The organism is Lysobacter lycopersici (genome assembly GCF_007556775.1).
Lineage (GTDB): Bacteria > Pseudomonadota > Gammaproteobacteria > Xanthomonadales > Xanthomonadaceae > Pseudoluteimonas > Pseudoluteimonas lycopersici.
Map to the genome: position 1 here is coordinate 1,637,555 of NZ_CP041742.1, position 15,893 is coordinate 1,653,447.

Annotated in this window: 16 protein-coding genes; 11 read left to right on the forward strand and 5 right to left on the reverse strand. The window is 66.8% G+C overall.

Annotation, left to right across the window (positions count from 1 at the left end):
• Positions 1-55: 55 nt before the first annotated feature.
• The 6 genes from FNZ56_RS08190 to FNZ56_RS08215 all read left to right on the forward strand — a co-directional run bounded on the left by FNZ56_RS08190 (position 56) and on the right by FNZ56_RS08215 (position 5,912).
• Positions 56-2,029 carry an acyltransferase family protein gene (locus FNZ56_RS08190; RefSeq protein ID WP_185970696.1) on the forward strand — a complete coding sequence of 658 codons (1,974 nt, stop codon included), beginning with the start codon at positions 56-58 and terminating at the stop codon, positions 2,027-2,029.
• Positions 2,030-2,059: 30 nt separating this feature from the next.
• Complete coding sequence (locus FNZ56_RS08195) at positions 2,060-3,001, forward strand: DegV family protein (protein WP_143879370.1); 942 nt, start codon at positions 2,060-2,062, stop codon at positions 2,999-3,001.
• Between the two features lie 89 nt (positions 3,002-3,090).
• On the forward strand, positions 3,091-3,435 hold the full coding sequence (locus tag FNZ56_RS08200; protein ID WP_143879371.1) for a hypothetical protein: 345 nt from the start codon (positions 3,091-3,093) through the stop codon (positions 3,433-3,435).
• Between the two features lie 191 nt (positions 3,436-3,626).
• Positions 3,627-4,844 (forward strand): hypothetical protein, encoded by a 1,218-nt coding sequence (locus FNZ56_RS08205; RefSeq protein ID WP_143879372.1) that lies wholly within the window; start codon positions 3,627-3,629, stop codon positions 4,842-4,844.
• 69 nt (positions 4,845-4,913) lie between these two features.
• Complete coding sequence (locus tag FNZ56_RS08210; protein ID WP_143879373.1) at positions 4,914-5,591, forward strand: adenine nucleotide alpha hydrolase; 678 nt, start codon at positions 4,914-4,916, stop codon at positions 5,589-5,591.
• Between the two features lie 69 nt (positions 5,592-5,660).
• Positions 5,661-5,912 carry a DUF6582 domain-containing protein gene (locus tag FNZ56_RS08215; protein WP_143879374.1) on the forward strand — a complete coding sequence of 84 codons (252 nt, stop codon included), beginning with the start codon at positions 5,661-5,663 and terminating at the stop codon, positions 5,910-5,912.
• 15 nt (positions 5,913-5,927) lie between these two features.
• On the opposite strand, the gene fghA is transcribed toward FNZ56_RS08215, so the two are convergent.
• The 3 genes from fghA to FNZ56_RS08230 are packed head-to-tail and all read right to left on the reverse strand — an operon-like array spanning position 5,928 to position 8,538.
• On the reverse strand, positions 5,928-6,758 hold the full coding sequence (gene fghA, locus FNZ56_RS08220; RefSeq protein ID WP_143879375.1) for an S-formylglutathione hydrolase: 831 nt from the start codon (positions 6,756-6,758) through the stop codon (positions 5,928-5,930).
• 38 nt (positions 6,759-6,796) lie between these two features.
• A complete protein-coding gene (gfa, locus tag FNZ56_RS08225) occupies positions 6,797-7,366 on the reverse strand; it encodes an S-(hydroxymethyl)glutathione synthase (protein WP_143879376.1) in 570 nt (189 codons plus the stop codon).
• A gap of 59 nt (positions 7,367-7,425) precedes the next feature.
• Entirely contained in the window at positions 7,426-8,538 is a 1,113-nt protein-coding gene (locus FNZ56_RS08230) for an S-(hydroxymethyl)glutathione dehydrogenase/class III alcohol dehydrogenase (RefSeq protein WP_143879377.1), read from the reverse strand.
• 112 nt (positions 8,539-8,650) lie between these two features.
• On the opposite strand from FNZ56_RS08230, the gene FNZ56_RS08235 reads away from it, so the two are divergent.
• Positions 8,651-10,312, forward strand: coding sequence for a tetratricopeptide repeat protein (locus tag FNZ56_RS08235; RefSeq protein ID WP_143879378.1), 1,662 nt, complete (start codon positions 8,651-8,653; stop codon positions 10,310-10,312).
• Between the two features lie 202 nt (positions 10,313-10,514).
• Here the strand turns inward: FNZ56_RS08235 and FNZ56_RS08240 are convergent, their stop codons facing one another.
• Together FNZ56_RS08240 and yihA are read right to left on the reverse strand one after the other, a co-directional pair.
• Entirely contained in the window at positions 10,515-11,894 is a 1,380-nt protein-coding gene (locus FNZ56_RS08240; protein ID WP_143879379.1) for a glutamate--cysteine ligase, read from the reverse strand.
• Between the two features lie 45 nt (positions 11,895-11,939).
• A complete protein-coding gene (yihA, locus tag FNZ56_RS08245) occupies positions 11,940-12,584 on the reverse strand; it encodes a ribosome biogenesis GTP-binding protein YihA/YsxC (protein ID WP_143879380.1) in 645 nt (214 codons plus the stop codon).
• A 103-nt stretch (positions 12,585-12,687) separates the two neighbouring features.
• Between yihA and FNZ56_RS08250 the strand changes: the two genes are divergently transcribed.
• From FNZ56_RS08250 to FNZ56_RS08265, 4 genes are all read left to right on the forward strand, one after another.
• Positions 12,688-13,500 (forward strand): c-type cytochrome, encoded by an 813-nt coding sequence (locus FNZ56_RS08250; protein ID WP_143879381.1) that lies wholly within the window; start codon positions 12,688-12,690, stop codon positions 13,498-13,500.
• A gap of 106 nt (positions 13,501-13,606) precedes the next feature.
• Positions 13,607-14,245, forward strand: a complete 639-nt coding sequence (locus FNZ56_RS08255; protein ID WP_185970697.1) for a thiol:disulfide interchange protein DsbA/DsbL — start codon at positions 13,607-13,609, stop codon at positions 14,243-14,245.
• A 46-nt stretch (positions 14,246-14,291) separates the two neighbouring features.
• Positions 14,292-15,074 carry a thiol:disulfide interchange protein DsbA/DsbL gene (locus tag FNZ56_RS08260; protein WP_221933291.1) on the forward strand — a complete coding sequence of 261 codons (783 nt, stop codon included), beginning with the start codon at positions 14,292-14,294 and terminating at the stop codon, positions 15,072-15,074.
• Positions 15,075-15,085: 11 nt separating this feature from the next.
• The gene (locus tag FNZ56_RS08265) at positions 15,086-15,844 is read left to right on the forward strand and encodes an endonuclease/exonuclease/phosphatase family protein (RefSeq protein WP_143879383.1); all 759 of its coding nucleotides are present in this window, start codon (positions 15,086-15,088) and stop codon (positions 15,842-15,844) included.
• Positions 15,845-15,893 lie beyond the last annotated feature (49 nt).

The following is a 15,893-nucleotide window of genomic DNA, read 5'->3' on the forward strand; positions in this document are numbered from 1 at the left end:
GTGTTCGCCGGCCGCTGCGCTATCCTTGCGGGATCGATTCCCTGCTTCGATCGTGATGCCTTCCGCCAACCGACATGCCGGCCATTACCGGCCCGACATCGATGGTTTGCGCGCGATCGCCATCCTTTCGGTGCTCGCCTTCCATGCATTCCCCGCCGCGTTGCCCGGCGGGTTCGTCGGCGTGGACGTGTTCTTCGTCATTTCGGGCTTCCTGATCACCGGACTGCTGCTCGACGACCTCGCCGTCGGCAGGTTCAGCCTCGTGGATTTCTACGCGCGCCGGATCCGGCGCATCTTCCCGGCGCTGATCGTCGTGCTTGCCGCGTGCCTGGGATACGGCTGGTTCGCGCTCAGGGCAGAGGTCTACGCCTTGCTCGGCGAGCACACCGCATGGGGGGCCGGGTTCGCCTCGAACCTGCTGCAATGGTCGGAAGTCGGGTACTTCAATCCGGCGGGCATCCGCAAACCGCTGCTGCACCTGTGGTCGCTCGGGATCGAGGAGCAGTACTACCTGGTCTGGCCGCTGTTGCTGTGGTTGGCCTGGCGGTTGCCGCGGGGCCCGCAGATCGCGATCGGGCTGGTATTGGCCACTTCCCTGGTCCTGTGCCTGTACCTGTCGCGCGGTAACGCGGTGGCGGCGTTCTATTCGCCCTACTCGAGGTTCTGGGAATTGGCGGCGGGCGCCATGCTCGCGATCCGGGCGCATCGGATGGCGGGCACTGTTGCGCCTCGCGCGATCCCGCTCGCGAACGCCGCGTCATTGGCAGGGCTGACGTTGATCGTCGCGGCGACCGTTTACATCCGCCAGAACCCGCCATACCCGGACTGGCGGGCCTTGCTCCCGGTGGCGAGCAGCGCATTACTGGTCGCCTCGGGGCCGGGCGGTTTCGTCAATCGCGCATTGCTGTCGCGGAAATGGATGGTCGGCATCGGCCTCGTCAGCTACCCCCTTTATCTCTGGCACTGGCCGATCTTCGTATTCCAGAATTTCGCCCACGATGGCGACGTGTCGTGGCCACAGCGACTCGCCGGCCTAGCGCTGGCGTTCGTGCTGGCAATAGCGACTTTCTTCTTCATCGAGAAGCCGATCCGGTTCGGCATGCCCGCGCGGCGCAGCGCACCGGTGCTGTTCGCCGCCATGCTGGCGATCGGGCTGTGCGGCGCCGCGATCGCGCATTTCGACGGATTCCCCGCGCACTTCCGCGGCCCCGCGGCGCCCTACGGCGCATATCGCTTCGACTACCACGCCGACGCCCGATCCCCGCAGTGCTGGCTGCCGCCCGGCAGCCGGGCCGATGCCTATGCGCCCGAATGCATCGACCCGGACAACGGGCAGCACCTGCCGCTCGTGCTGCTGTGGGGCGATTCGCATGCGGGCCGGCTGTATCCAGGCTTGCGCAAGATCGCCGACGGCCGTTTCCGCATCGCGCAATTCACGCGCAGCAGCTGCGCACCGAACTTCTGGACGTTCCACCCGCGCCGGAAGGTGGCGGTCTGCGCGGAGGGGAACATCCACGTCATGCGCGTGGTGCAGGAGCTGCACCCGGACGTGGTGGTGCTGTTCGCGTACTGGTCTGGCTGGAAGCCGCGCGCCATGGACCGCATCCTCCTGCCGACGGTGCATGCGCTGCGCCAGAACGGCGCGCGGCGCGTGATCGTGGTCGGGCCCGCGCCGGCATGGCGCTGGCCGTTGCCGAACATCCTGTTCCGCATGGCGCGCGAGCAGGACCGTGCGCCGCCGATGCGGATGAGCCAATCGATGGAGACGGACCGGGCGAGGATCGACGCCGACATGCGCGCGGCGATCGAGCGCCAGGGCGAAGCCGAATACGTCTCGGCGATGGATGCCTTTTGCGATGCGCGGGGCTGCCTGACGCGCACGGGCCAGGACGCTTCCACGCTCACCACCTGGGACTACGGCCACCTGACCACGCACGGCGCCGAGTACCTGGCCAGGCGACTGCCCCTGCCTCCCGCAACCGCCCCGGCTGCCGCAACGCCGGATGCGGCGCCTGCTACGATGCGCTAGGGCCCATACGGCCGCGGATCGGGGGAAAACATGCGCATCGGCATCGTCATCGATTCGGCCTGCGACCTGCCGGCGGACTTCATCGAACGCGAGCAGATCACCATCCTGCCGGTGACGGTGCAGATCGGCCAGGCCGTCCTCGCCGACATGCGCAACGAGGAAGCCACGCTCAACTTCCTCACCGGCGATACCGCCGCGCAGGCCTACAACGCCGACACCACGCCCTACACCGTGCAGCAGGTGCACGACCTGTTCCTGTCCAAGCTGGTGCTGGACTACGACTACGTGTTCTGCATCACCACCACGCGTTCGCGCAGCGGCATCCACGACAACGCCGTGCAGGCCAGCTACACCATCCTCAACGAATACCGCCCGGCGCGGCAGGCGGCGGGCAACAACACGCCGTTCTCGCTGCGGGTGATCGACAGCCAGAACGTGTTTTCCGCGGTCGGCGTGCTCGCGGTGGAAGCGGCGCGGTTGCGCGCGGCCGGCGAAGGCGCGCCCAAGATCCGCGCGCGACTCGAGAACCTGGCGCTGCACACGCAGGGCTACATGGTGCCGCCGGACCTGCATTACCTGCGCAACCGCATCAAGAAGCGCGGAGACAAGAGCGTCAGCTTCCTCAGCGCCACGCTCGGCACCGCGCTGGACATCAAGCCGATCCTGCACTGCAACCGCGGCGAAACCGGGCCGGTCGGCAAGATCAAGGGCTTCGAGCCCGCGGCGGAAAAGCTGTTCGATTACGCCGGCAAGCGCGTGCGCGCCGGGTTGATGACCCCGACCATGGGCCTGAGCTTCGGCGGCGAACTCGAGGGCATGCGCGCGCTGCCCGGCTACCAGCGCCTGATCGACACCTGCGCCGAACACAACGTCGAGGTGTTCGAAAGCGTGATGGGCCTGTCCGGCATGGTGAACGTCGGCAAGGGCGCGCTGGTGATCGGCTTCGCCGCCGAGAACGCGCCGTTCGCCTGATCGCACGGCGCGATCCCTCCATCCTTGACGCCATCGCCACGCCTGCGCCCGCAGGCTGGCATGCCATCGACACGCCGGAGCCGAAGCACATGCCGACTCGCTATTTCCTGCGCCTGCCGGACACCGCACATGCGCGCGGCGGCGATCCCGAACTCGCATTCCGTTCGCAATCGGCGGAAGGAATGGCCACGGAACTGCAGGAAGCGTTGCGCAGCGACGCGTTGTTCCAACGCTGGCGCGCACGGCAGGACGACCCCGATGGCGTGGATCCGACACTGGGCGCGACGGATCCCGGCGCGAGCGTGCAGGGTTCGCAACACGACCTGCACGTCGAGCTGGTCGCCACCACGTCGTTGTCAGGCAACCTGCTCAAGCAACGATTGCGCTGGCTCGCCGGCAGCGGTTGGGAACTGCGCGACGTGACCGCGGCGTGACGCCTGCGCTACTGTCGTGGAGTGGCGATATCTATGCCTTCAAGTGAGTCACGATGATCATCGACGACCGGCCGTCGGTTGATGTTCGAGTCTGCTTGACCGTTTACTGAGCGCGGGTATGAAATCCCGAACGACCGGTGTGCAAAGCCCGGCCTGATGTCCATTGTCCCCGGCACTTCAGGAGCATCGTCATGACGCGACTCACGAAACGGCACTTCATCGCACGCGCTATCGGATGCGCGCCGATTCTTCTCCTCGGCCTCGCGAACACGGCTTGGGCCACCTCGGACGTCCTCGTGTCCCCCGATGACATGAGCATTGTGGACATTGAGTTCGATACGGCCGGCCACAGTGCACGTTACGTCTACTGCCAACCTTTGGACGACGATGGCCCGGGCGAGCTGTACACAGGCAGGGTGAAACTGGATGGCTCCCTCACCGTGCCGACCGACATGGAAACGACCTGCGCATTCGTTGGCAACGGGCCTGAGTGGGGTCAGGATTCCAGCGGCACATTCGTCGTTTACATGGACTACAACGACGACGACCCGAACAATCCCGTACTCACGATCAGCTACATTCGCCCAGTCGGGATCGCGGCCTGGACGTCACCGTTTCCAGTGAGCACCAGCCCCCTGGTGTTGGCATCGCGCAATGTGGTCTATCCCTCCCAGAATCCGAACCCGGGATCCGCGACGCGCGTGGTTTTCATGGCGCAGCAGGCCAACAACCAACGGCTCATCACACAAGCGCTGGATGGCACATCTCGTTGTACCCCCCTGCCCACGAACACGACAGGCAACTTTCCGCGCTTCAGTTCGTACGAGAACTTCTTGATGTACACCAAGGTTCCGACCTCGGGTGGCACACGCGAGCTCTTCAAGGCGAACATGGATCTTGCAAATTGCCCCTCCACTCAGTTGACGACCGATGGCCTGGGCAAGAAGACCACCGCGTCTGCCTGGGCGGCGCCGGAACTCGCTGGGAGCGCGGTCTACGGCGTGCTGATGGACGACAATAACGAAGCGACTCAGTACAAGGTCTACAGTGCCTCCGGCAGCAACGTCGTCTTAACTACGGTCGACAGCATGGATGGGAAAGCGTTCAGCTCCGTGGAAACCTTCCAGACGGGTACCTCCTCGTATCTTTTGTATGCCACCAAGAGTGGCGCTGGCACGGGCAACTCGAACATCTACGTCGCGAACCTTCACCTCGACACTGGCCTCGTGACCCAGAAGAAGATGAGCAGCGACGACACGATGCTGCGCTCCGAACCGGAGGTTGGCTTCATGCCTCCGATTGACGGAAACCCTCCTCAACCTCGAATTTATTTCTCCGCCCACACCGATCCTGGCGCCGAAGATGATGTGTTGGCAGTCTATCGAACCGTCGAAACCGACCTGCCGTGACCCAAGCGAATCGTACCCCGTGACCTGCAGCGGGAATATTCCGAGTGCCAATGCGTTGATCGGCGGCTCATGACGCCTGCGCTGCTGTCCTGGAGCGGTGGAAAGGATGCCGCATGGGCGTTGCATGCCCTGCGCCAGCGCGGCGAATTCGAGGTCGTCGGGCTGGTCACCACGATCACCGATGGCTACGAACGCATCTCGATGCAGGGCATCCGCGTCGATGTGCTGCATGCGCAGGCGCAAGCGGCGGGCCTGCCGGTGATCGAGGCGTGGATCCCGCAACACACCGACAACGCGACTTACGAAGCGAGCTTCGCGGATGCGCTGGAACGCGCGCGAGAACGCTGGCCCGGCATCGAGCGCATCGCCTTCGGCGACCTGTTCCTCGCCGACATCAAGGCATGGCGCGAGGCGCTGTGCGCGCGGCTCGGCTGGACGCCGTTGTTCCCGCTATTCGGCAGCGACACGGCAAAGCTCGCGCGCGAGATGATCTCCGGCGGCCTGCGCGCGGATATTTGCTGCGTCGATGCCACGCAACTGGACACGGGTTTCGCCGGCCGCGCGTTCGACGAAGCCTTGTTGCGCGAGCTTCCGGACACCGTCGATCCCTGCGGCGAGAACGGCGAATTCCACACCTGCGCCTGCGCCGGGCCGATGTTCGACAAACCCCTCGACATCGAACGCGGCGAAATGGTGCTGCGCGACGGGCGCTTCGCCTACACCGATTTCACGCTCGCATCGCCGTAGACAGCTTCGCGAGCGACGCCTTCACCGCGACAGGCGCAAGCTCCCGGCACCCCGCGCAGGAGCAAGATCATGTCCGAACTCGATGCCAGCCACCGCAATGCGCTCGACGACAGTGCGTTCGCGTTCCCGAAGGAACGCAAGATGCCGATCAACGATGCCGAACACGTGCGCAATGCCGTTGCACGCTTCGACCAGGTGGAAGATGTCAGCGACGACGAACGCGACGCGGCGTGGAAACGCATCCTCGCCGCGGCCAGGAAGCACGACGTCGACGTGTCCGAGAAAAGCTGGCGCGAGCTCGGCAAGCCCGGTAGGCATTGATCCTTCACGTGACCGCTACGCCCGCAATGCGCGGGCATGGTGGGCAATGTGCTCGCCGACGAAACTGGCGATGAAGTAGTAGCTGTGGTCGTAGCCGGGCCGCATGCGCAGGTCGAGCGGATGGCCGGCGGCCGCGCAGGCATCGACCAACAGTTGCGGCTTCAATTGCGTTGCGAGGAATTCGTCGGCCTCGCCCTGGTCGACCAGCAGTGGCAGTTTTTCCGTCGTGGATTTCACCAGACTGGTCGCGTCGTACTGCTTCCACGCCCCGCGGTCGTCGCCGAGGTAGGCGGAAAACGCTTTCTCGCCCCACGGCACTTGCGACGGCGCGACGATCGGCGAGAACGCAGAAACACTGCGATAACGTCCCGGATTGCGTAGCGCCGCGACCAGCGCACCGTGGCCGCCCATCGAATGCCCGCTGATCGCACGCGCGCTCGTGATCGGGAAATGCGCTTCGACCAGCGCCGGCAATTCGTCGACCACGTAGTCGTACATGCGGTAATGCGCGGACCACGGCGATTGCGTGGCATTGACGTAAAAACCCGCGCCTTTGCCGAGGTCGTAACCGTCGGCATCGGCGACATCGTCGCCGCGCGGACTGGTGTCCGGCGCGACGATGACGATGCCGTGTTCCGCCGCGTAACGCTGCACACCGGCCTTGGTGACGAAGTTCTGTTCCGTGCAGGTCAGGCCCGAGAGCCAGTACAACGCCGGCACCGGGCCGTCCTGCGCCTGCGGCGGCAGGAACAGCCCGAACTTCATGTCGCAATCGAGAGTGTGCGAACGATGCGACCAGACTTCCTGGGTTCCGCCGCAGCAGGCGTGCGATTCGATCTTCTGCATGCCTAGTCCATGCGGCTCGTGGCGGGCCAAGGCCCGCCCTACAACACGCCGTTGCGCTTCGCGACGTGGGTGGAAATCGCATCCATCAGCGTCGGGTTGAGCGCGTCGTAGGGGGGCAGGCCGAGTTCGGCCAGGCGCGCGCGCACGCCATCCATCTGTTCGGGCTTCGCGCCGCCGCCCTCGATGATGGAGGACACGAACGCGGCAAAGCGCGGTTCCTCCCAGCCCTGCTGCGGCGAGAGTTCGGTGTGGATGAAGTCGAGGCCGAAGAAGGGATGATCCTTGTTCTCGATGCGGCCGTACATGTGCGTGCCGCAGTCCTTGCAGGCATGGCGCTGGATCGTCGCCTTCTCGTCGACGACGGCGAGCTTGCCCTCGTTGGCGGTGACGCTGAGCTTGTCGCGTGGCACCACGCCGACCACCGAGAACGCGGCGCCTTCCGGCTTCCAGCACTTGGTGCAACCGCAGGCGTGGTTGTGCGCGACGTTACCGTCGATCTTCACTTCGACCTTGTCGCTGGCGCAATTGCATTGCAGCGTGCCGCCGGCGAAACCGGTCGCGCCCTTCTTCACGCCGTTGTCGATGGATGGATGTATCGAGATTGCCATCGTTCCTCTCCTTCGCGTTGCGGTGGGAACGTCGCACGCATGCCGCGCGCGGCGCGAACTCAGCCGTAGTGCACGACGCTGCGGATCGACTTGCCTTCGTGCATCAGGTCGAACGCGGTGTTGATGTCTTCGAGCGGCATGGTGTGGGTCACGAACGGCGCGAGCCGGATATCGCCACGCATCGCGTCCTCGACCATGCCCGGCAATTGCGACCGGCCCTTCACCCCGCCGAAGGCGGTGCCCATCCACTTGCGCCCGGTTACGAGCTGGAACGGGCGCGTGGAAATCTCCTGTCCCGCGCCGGCCACGCCGATGACCACGCTCTGGCCCCAGCCACGGTGCGCGCACTCCAGCGCCGCGCGCATGACGTTGACGTTGCCGATGCATTCGAAGGAATGGTCGACGCCCCAGCCGGTCATCTCCACGATCACCTGCTGCACCGGCTTGTCGTGATCCTTTGGATTCACGAAATCGGTCGCGCCCATGTCGCGCGCCATGTCGAACTTCGACGGATTGGTGTCGATGGCGATGATGCGCCCGGCCTTCGCGCGCTTCGCGCCCTGGATCACCGCCAGCCCGATGCCGCCGAGGCCGAACACCGCGACCGAATCGCCTTCCTGCACTTTCGCCGTGTTCTTCACCGCGCCCAGGCCAGTGGTCACGCCGCAGCCGAGCAGGCAGACCTGTTCGTGGTTCGCTTCGGGATTGATCTTCGCCAGCGAGACTTCGGCGACGACGGTGTACTCGCTGAAAGTCGAGCAACCCATGTAGTGGTACAGCGGCTGGCCGTCGTACGAGAAGCGCGTGGTGCCGTCCGGCATCACGCCCTTGCCCTGGGTCGCGCGCACCGAGGTGCACAAATTCGTCTTGCCCGATTTGCAGAACAGGCACTCGCCGCATTCGGCGGTGTACAGCGGAATGACATGGTCGCCGGGCTTCACCGATGTCACGCCCTCGCCGACTTCGACCACCACACCCGCGCCTTCGTGGCCGAGCACGCAGGGGAACAGGCCTTCCGGATCGTCGCCGCTGAGCGTGAACGCATCGGTGTGGCAGATGCCGGTGTGGCTGATCTTCACCAGCACCTCGCCCTTGCGCGGCGGTTCGACGTCGATCTCGACGATCTTCAAGGGCTCGCCCGCGGCGAAGGCGACGGCGGCACGCGATTTCATCGGGGAACTCCCGGGCGGGGGAAAGGACTCGATTCTAGAACGCTTCGCATTGCATGGCCGTTATCCCCGGCCGCGCCCGTTCCTCGATGGAAAGTCCCCCGGGGGAACCGCCATGTCCCGCCACGCCGCCGCCGTCTTCGCGATCGTCCTGCTGCTCGCCGCATGCAAGGCCCCGCAACCCGTGGCCGAAGCCGCGCCGCCCCCGGCCGGGCCGAAGCTGTTCGACAGCTTCGGCGACCTGCACCGCGATATCGGGACGAAAGTACCGGCCGCGCAACGCTACTTCGACCAGGGCCTGCGCATGGCCTACGGTTTCAACCACGAAGCCGCCGGACGTTCCTTCGCCGAAGCCGCGCGACTCGATCCCGATTGCGCGATGTGCTGGTGGGGGCAGGCGCTGGTGCTGGGGCCGAACATCAACCTGGCGATGCAACCCGAGGCGAACCAGCCCGCGTTCGAATTCTCGCGCCGCGCCGCCGCGCTCGCCGCGCACGCGACGCCGGCCGATCGCGCGCTGATCGAAGCCTTGCAGGCGCGCTATGCCGATCCCGCGCCGGACGACCGCAAGCTTCTCGACAAGGCCTACGCGGACGCGATGGCCAAGGCCGTCGCGCAATTCCCACGGGACGACGACGCGGCGACGTTGTACGCCGAGGCGCTGATGGACCTCACGCCCTGGTCCTACTGGACCGCGCAAGGCCAGCAGACCGAATACACGCCGCGCATCATCGGCGAACTCGAACGCGTGCTCGCGCGCAACCCGCGCCACATCGGCGCGATGCATTACTACATCCACGCCACCGAGGCTTCGCCGAACCCGCAACGCGCCGAACCCTACGCCGACGCGCTGGCCGCGCTCGCGTCCGGTTCCGGCCACCTTGTACACATGCCGGCGCACACCTACATCCGCCTCGGCCGCTACCACGACGCGACGCTGACCAATTTCGCCGCGACTACCGCGGACAAGGCGTTCCTGTCGTTCTGCCGCGGAACCAACGGCGTGTACCCGCTCGGCTACGTGCCGCACAACTGGCATTTCGCGACGATGACCGCGAGCCTGACCGGTTCGCGCACGCTGGCCTTGCGCGCGGCGGAGCAAACCGCGCAGCGCGCCGACCGCGACAAGATGGGCGTGCCGCCGCTGGAAGCGATGCAACTGTTCGTGATCACGCCGCTGTTCACCCAGGTGCGTTTCGGCGAATGGGACGCGATCCTCGCGCAGGCCGAACCGCCGTCAACGCTGCCGTTCCCGACCGCGGTCTGGCATTTCGCGCGCGGCATGGCCTACACCCGCACGAACAAGGCAGCGGAGGCGCAGCGCGAACTCGATGCCCTGCACGCGATCGCGATCGACCCGGCCACGGCGAAAATCAGCTTCCTCGACATCAACCACGCCGATGGCCTGCTGGGCGTGGCCGACGCCTTGCTGCGCGGCGAACTGTTGCGCGCGCAGGGCCAGGACCGCTCGGGCATCTCGGCCCTGCACGATGCGGTCGCCGCCGAGGACAAACTCAACTACAACGAACCCGCCGACTGGCCGTTGCCGACGCGCTGGTACCTCGGCGCGGCGTTGCTGGAAGCCGGTGATGCACGCGGCGCGGCGGAAGCCTATCGCCAGGACCTCAAGACCTATCCTGACAATGGCTGGTCGCTGTTCGGCCTGGCGCAGGCGCAACGCAAGCTCGGCGACGCGGCCGGCGCCGCCGACAGCGAGCGCCGCTACAAGCTCGCGTGGCAGTGGGCGGATGCGCCGTTGGTGGCGTCGCGGTATTGATCTATTTTTCCTCTCCCCTTGTGGGGTGAGCGGGGCTTTCGAGCGGCTTGAGCCGCGAGCCCGTGAACGCCGGTTGGCTTGCAGGCCAACCGGCCGGGGCGTGATGCCGCGTAGCGGCAGGAAAGGGGAAAACCCCGCGAATTCCTTCACCCTCTCCCGGCCTGCGGCCACCCTCTCCCTTCAAGGGAGAGGGAAAAGCTAATCAGTACGCGAACTCGCGGAACACCGGATCGACCGAACCGTTCCACTCGGTGCGGAACAACTCCAGCTTGCGTTCGGCAGGCGTCTGCCCGGCCGCGGCGATTTCCAGCAGCGGTTCGATGAAACCGCTCTCGTCGATGCCGCAGCTGTCCGCCTTGGCGCGGCGACGCAGGCCCGCATGCGCGATCTTCAATGCCTCGCGCGCGAGGTCGTTGAGCGTGCCGTTACGGAATGGCGTTTTCAGCGCAAGCCTTGGCACGCCGTCACGCAGCGCGTTGCGCTCCGCGAGGCTGAAGTCCTTGACCAGGTCCCACGCGGCATCGAGCGCGGCATCGTCGTACAACAACCCGACCCAGAACGCCGGCAGCGCGCAGATGCGGCTCCACGGGCCGCTGTCGGCGCCGCGCATCTCCAGGAATTTCTTCAGCCGCACTTCCGGGAACGCGGTGGTCATGTGGTCGTTCCAGTCGCGCAGCGTCGGCAGCGCGCCGGGCAGCACGTCGAGCTCGCCACGCAGGAACTTGCGGAACGACTTGCCGGAAGCGTCGATGTATTCGCCGTCGCGGTGCGAAAAATACATCGGCACGTCGAGCAGGTAGTCGACGTAGCGTTCGTAGCCGAAGCCGTCCTCGAACACGAAGTCGAGCATGCCGGTGCGATCCGGATCGGTGTCGGTCCAGATGTGCGAGCGGTAGCTGAGGTAGCCGTTCGGTTCGCCTTCCTTGAACGGCGAATCGGCGAACAGCGCGGTCGCGACCGGCTGCAACGCCAGCGAGACGCGAAACTTCCTGACCATGTCCGCTTCGCTGGCGTAATCGAGGTTGACCTGCACGGTGCAGGTGCGGGTCATCATGTCCAGGCCGAGCGTGCCGACCCTGGGCATGTAGTCGCGCATGATCCGGTAGCGGCCCTTGGGCATCCACGGCATCTGCTCGCGGCGCCATTTCGGCTGGAAGCCCATGCCGAGGAAGCCGAGCCGCAGTTCGTCCGCGACTTCGCGCACTTCGCGCAGGTGGCCGCCGACTTCCTTGCAGGTGTCGTGGATGGTTTCCAGCGGCGCGCCGGAAAGTTCGAGTTGTCCCGCCGGCTCCAGCGTCACCGAGGCCATGCCGCGGGTCAGCGCGATGGTGCGCTCCGGCTTGCCATCAACGCTTTCCCGGTACGGCGTCCAGCCGAAGCGGGTCAATCCGGTCAGCAATGCTTCGATGCCGCGTTCGCCATCGAATTCCGGCGGGCGCAGGTCGTCGAGGCGGAAACCGAACTTCTCGTGCTCGGTGCCGATGCGCCAGGCCTCGCGCGGTTTTTCGCCGGACGCGAGCACTTCGACCAGCTGGCGATGGTCGGTGATCGGCGTGTCGCTGGCGCTGCTGGGTCCGGACATGGGCGGGCTCGCGGGGAGAAGGCGGATGATATGGGCTGGCGTGCGTCAGCCTTCAAGCCACAGCCAGCGCGCAACGACCTCGCGCGCCTGCTCGACGCCGGTCTTGGCCTCGGCCGAAAACGCCTGCACGCCAATGCCTTCGCCGAAGCTGCGCGCCAGCTCCATCCGCACCGCCTGCACCGTGTTCGCCGCCGCGCCGCGCGAGAGCTTGTCGGCCTTGGTCAGCAGCGTGTGCGCCGGGATCCCGCGTTCCATCGCGTAACCGAGCATCTGCCGGTCGTAGTCCTTGAGCGGATGGCGGATGTCCATCACCACCACCAGCCCGCGCAGCGCCTCGCGCTTGCGGAACCAGGTCTGGATGAACGCCTGCCAGTGCGCCTGCAACTCCTGCGGCACCTTGGCGTAGCCGTAGCCGGGCAGGTCGACGAGGTAGCGCTGGTCGAACTGCGGCAGTTCGAAATACACCAGTTGCTGCGTCCGGCCCGGCGTCTTCGACACGCGGGCGAGCGCGCCCTGGCGGCACAGCGCATTGAGCGCGCTGGACTTGCCGGCGTTGGAACGCCCGGCGAAGGCGACTTCGAAACCGCCATCGGGCGGCAATTGCCGCGGCTGGTGCGCCGCGAGCAGGTAGCGAGCGCGATCGAACGGCGTGGGTTGGTCGCGGGCGGCGGGAGGTTTGGGCTGGCTCATGCGGCAAGGATGGCATGGCGGTTTGACCGGCGCCGGGGCGCGCACGGATAATTTCGCGTTCATGCGGCCCGCGGGGCTGCATCCGTATTCCCGGAGCATGCGCATGCGCCATCCACGCCTCCTTGGCATCGCCGGCCTCGCCATCGCGGCCGTCGCCGCGGCCGCCTTCGCCCAGTCCACCGTCACCCCGCTGCCGGAGCAGGCTCCGGCGCAGGCCGCGCCGCTGGGCGATGCGGTCGCCGACCTCGCCAAGACCCACTGGGGCGACGCCAAGGCCGGGCAGGCCAAGGCCGGCGCCTGCGCCGCCTGCCACGGCGTGGATGGCAACCCGAGCGATCCGCAGTACCCGCGCATCGCCGGCATGCCCGAACGCTACGTCGCGCAGCAGCTGGCGCTGTTCAAGGCCGGCGTGCGCACCAGCGGCATGGCCGCGATAATGGCGCCGATGGCCGCGCCGCTCAGCGCGCAGGACATGCGCGACGTCGGTGCCTACTTCGCCCAGCAGAAGGCGGGCGCGGGCGTGGCCGACGACACCGCCATCGCCTCCGGCCCGTACGCCGGCATGAAGTTCTACGAAGTCGGGCAGAAGTTGTTCCGCGGCGGCGATCCAGCCCGCGGCATCCCGGCGTGCATGGCCTGCCACGGCCCCGCCGGCGCCGGCAACCCCGGCCCAGCGTTCCCGCACATCGGCGGCCAGCAGTCGGCCTATGTCGTGCGCCGCCTGCAGGAATACCGCACCGGTACCACCGCCGAGCAGGACCACCATCTGTTCGACATGATGGCGACGGTGGCCAGGAACCTCAGCGACGATGAAATCCAGTCGCTGGGCAGCTACCTGCAGGGCCTGCACGAGCGCTCCGACGCCGATGCCGGCAATGCGCAGGCGGATGCGGCCACGCCGCCGAAGGCCGGCTGACCCAGGTCGCGGGAACTTCCCGCGGCGCCGGCAGTCCGAACCCGTACAGCCCTTGCATCAACCCGCCGGTACAGACCCTGTACCGGCTTTTTTTTGCCCCGACGCCATGACCCGCATCCTGCTCAGCCTGTTGTTCTCCCTGCTCCTGCCCGCGAGCGCGTTCGCGGCGGCGCCGGCGCCCTTCGTGCCGACCGAAGGCGTGGACTATGTCGTGATCGACGGCGCCCAGCCCTATCGTCCGCTGCAGGGCAAGGTCGAAGTGGTCGAGGTGTTTGCCTATTCCTGCTCGCATTGCGCGGATTTCCAGCCAAAGCTCGATGCCTGGCGCCACAGGCTGCCCCGCGATGTGCGCTTCACCTTCGTTCCGTCGGCGGCGGTCGGCAGCGAGCCGCTGAGCCGCGCGTACTTCGCCGTCGAATCGCTGGGTGCGGTGGAAGCAGTCCACGCCGCGCTGTTCCGCGCCATCCACGACGACGGCACGATGCCGTCGAATCCCACCGATTCCGAATTGCAGCAATGGCTAGTCGGCCAAGGCCTCCCTGCCGCGAAACTGAAGGCCGCGTGGGATTCGCCGGCAATGGTCGCGGCCCTGCGCCATGCGAACGACTTCCAGCAGGCGGTCGGCATCGAGGGCACGCCGACGCTGGTCGTCGACGGCAAGTACCGGATCCTCGGCAAGTCCCGCGACGACCAGCTGCGCATCCTGGATGCGCTGATCGCCTCGCAGCGGCGTCGGCACCGCTAAACTCCCCTTTCCCGGACACCACGTTCACGAACCACAGGCGCGACCCATGAACCTGCGACTCGTCCCGATGCTGCTCGTCCTGTCCCTGGCCGCCTGCGCGAAATCGGAAGCGCCTGCCGCCACCGGCGATGCCGCGAACACGCCCGCCGCCGCCGCGAACGCCAACACCCCGCCCCCGCCTCCGCCGGGCGTGGACGAGGAATCGGCATCGGTGATCGCCAACGCCGCCAAAATCGCCGCCGGCAGCCCGCCGCCGGTCGAAGGCGTGGACTACGCCACCATCCCGAACGGCCAGCCGTTCGATCCGGCCAACGGCCAGGTCGAAGTGGTCGAGGTGTTCGGTTACGTCTGCCCGGCGTGCAACATGTTCCAGCCGCTGATGCGCGCGTGGGAAGCCAAGATGCCCGCGAACGTGCGCTTCACCTACGTGCCGGCGCAGTTCGGCGGCCCCTGGGACCGCTACGCGCGCGCCTACTACGCGTCCGAATCGATGGGCCTGGTGCCGCGTACCCACGACCTGCTCTACAACGCGATCCACCTCGAGCAGACCCTGAAGGGCGAGCGCGGCGAGGATTCGGTGCAGGACATCGCCGCGTTCTACGCGCGCTTCGGCGTCGACCCGCAGCAGTTCGCCTCGACCATGTCGAGCTTCGCGATCGACGGCAAGCTGCGCAAGGCCAAGCAGTTCGCCACGCGCAGCGCCATCGAGGGCACGCCGACCCTGATCGTCGACGGCAAGTACCGCGTGCTCGGCAAGACCCGCGAGGACCAGATCCGCATCCTCGACCAGCTGGTCGCGCAGGAGCAGGCGGCGCTCGGCGCGAAGTAAACCGGCGCGCGATGGACACGCGCCGGCTGCGGCTGCTCAGCGCCAACATCCAGGCCGGTTCGAGTACCCGCCGCTACAGCGATTATGCGACCCGCAGCTGGTCGCACGTGCTGCCGGCAGGACGCAAGCAGCATGCACTCGACGACATCGCGCGCCTCGCCGGCGGATACGACATCGTCGGGCTGCAGGAAAGCGACCCGGGCAGCTGGCGCTCGGGCTTCACCAACCAGACCCATTACCTCGCCGAACGCGCGGGCTTCGGGTTCTGGAGCCACCAGCCGAATCGCCGCGTCGGCGGCGTCGCGTCCAGCGCGAATGGCCTGCTCAGCCGGCTGGAACCGGTGGAAGTGCTCGACCATCCGCTGCCGGGGCGCGTGAAGGGCCGCGGACTGCTGCTCGCGCGCTTCGGCGCCGGCGACGATGGCCTCGTGGTCGCAGTCGCGCACCTCTCGCTCGGCGCCGCATCGCGGCATTCGCAACTTTCGTTCATCGCCGAACTGCTCGCCGGCCATCGCCACGCGGTATTGATGGGCGATTTCAACTGCGTCGCCGAAAGCCCCGAAATGGCGCTGCTGTACCGGCACACGCAGTTGCAGCCGCCCAAGCATGCGGTGCCGACCTTCCCCGCGTGGCGCCCGCAGCGCGCGATCGACCACATCCTCGTGACCCTCGGCCTCGGCCACGCCGACATGCAGGCGCAACCTGCCGCCCGTTCCGACCACCTCGCGCTGTCGCTGCAACTCGACGTACCGGCGTCCGCGCTGGCTTGACCAGCCACTGTGGGAGCGGGTTGAACAGCCATTCGGCCGTTAAAAGCAG

Excerpts from the sequence above, each read along its gene's own strand:
- FNZ56_RS08190 (WP_185970696.1), top strand. The coding sequence starts at position 56 with ATGCCTTCCGCCAACCGACATGCCGGCCATTACCGGCCCGACATCGAT.
- FNZ56_RS08195 (WP_143879370.1), top strand. The coding sequence starts at position 2,060 with ATGCGCATCGGCATCGTCATCGATTCGGCCTGCGACCTGCCGGCGGAC.
- FNZ56_RS08200 (WP_143879371.1), top strand. The coding sequence starts at position 3,091 with ATGCCGACTCGCTATTTCCTGCGCCTGCCGGACACCGCACATGCGCGC.
- FNZ56_RS08205 (WP_143879372.1), top strand. The coding sequence starts at position 3,627 with ATGACGCGACTCACGAAACGGCACTTCATCGCACGCGCTATCGGATGC.
- FNZ56_RS08210 (WP_143879373.1), top strand. The coding sequence starts at position 4,914 with ATGACGCCTGCGCTGCTGTCCTGGAGCGGTGGAAAGGATGCCGCATGG.
- FNZ56_RS08215 (WP_143879374.1), top strand. The coding sequence starts at position 5,661 with ATGTCCGAACTCGATGCCAGCCACCGCAATGCGCTCGACGACAGTGCG.
- fghA (WP_143879375.1), bottom strand. The coding sequence starts at position 6,758 with ATGCAGAAGATCGAATCGCACGCCTGCTGCGGCGGAACCCAGGAAGTC.
- gfa (WP_143879376.1), bottom strand. The coding sequence starts at position 7,366 with ATGGCAATCTCGATACATCCATCCATCGACAACGGCGTGAAGAAGGGC.
- FNZ56_RS08230 (WP_143879377.1), bottom strand. The coding sequence starts at position 8,538 with ATGAAATCGCGTGCCGCCGTCGCCTTCGCCGCGGGCGAGCCCTTGAAG.
- FNZ56_RS08235 (WP_143879378.1), top strand. The coding sequence starts at position 8,651 with ATGTCCCGCCACGCCGCCGCCGTCTTCGCGATCGTCCTGCTGCTCGCC.
- FNZ56_RS08240 (WP_143879379.1), bottom strand. The coding sequence starts at position 11,894 with ATGTCCGGACCCAGCAGCGCCAGCGACACGCCGATCACCGACCATCGC.
- yihA (WP_143879380.1), bottom strand. The coding sequence starts at position 12,584 with ATGAGCCAGCCCAAACCTCCCGCCGCCCGCGACCAACCCACGCCGTTC.
- FNZ56_RS08250 (WP_143879381.1), top strand. The coding sequence starts at position 12,688 with ATGCGCCATCCACGCCTCCTTGGCATCGCCGGCCTCGCCATCGCGGCC.
- FNZ56_RS08255 (WP_185970697.1), top strand. The coding sequence starts at position 13,607 with ATGACCCGCATCCTGCTCAGCCTGTTGTTCTCCCTGCTCCTGCCCGCG.
- FNZ56_RS08260 (WP_221933291.1), top strand. The coding sequence starts at position 14,292 with ATGAACCTGCGACTCGTCCCGATGCTGCTCGTCCTGTCCCTGGCCGCC.
- FNZ56_RS08265 (WP_143879383.1), top strand. The coding sequence starts at position 15,086 with ATGGACACGCGCCGGCTGCGGCTGCTCAGCGCCAACATCCAGGCCGGT.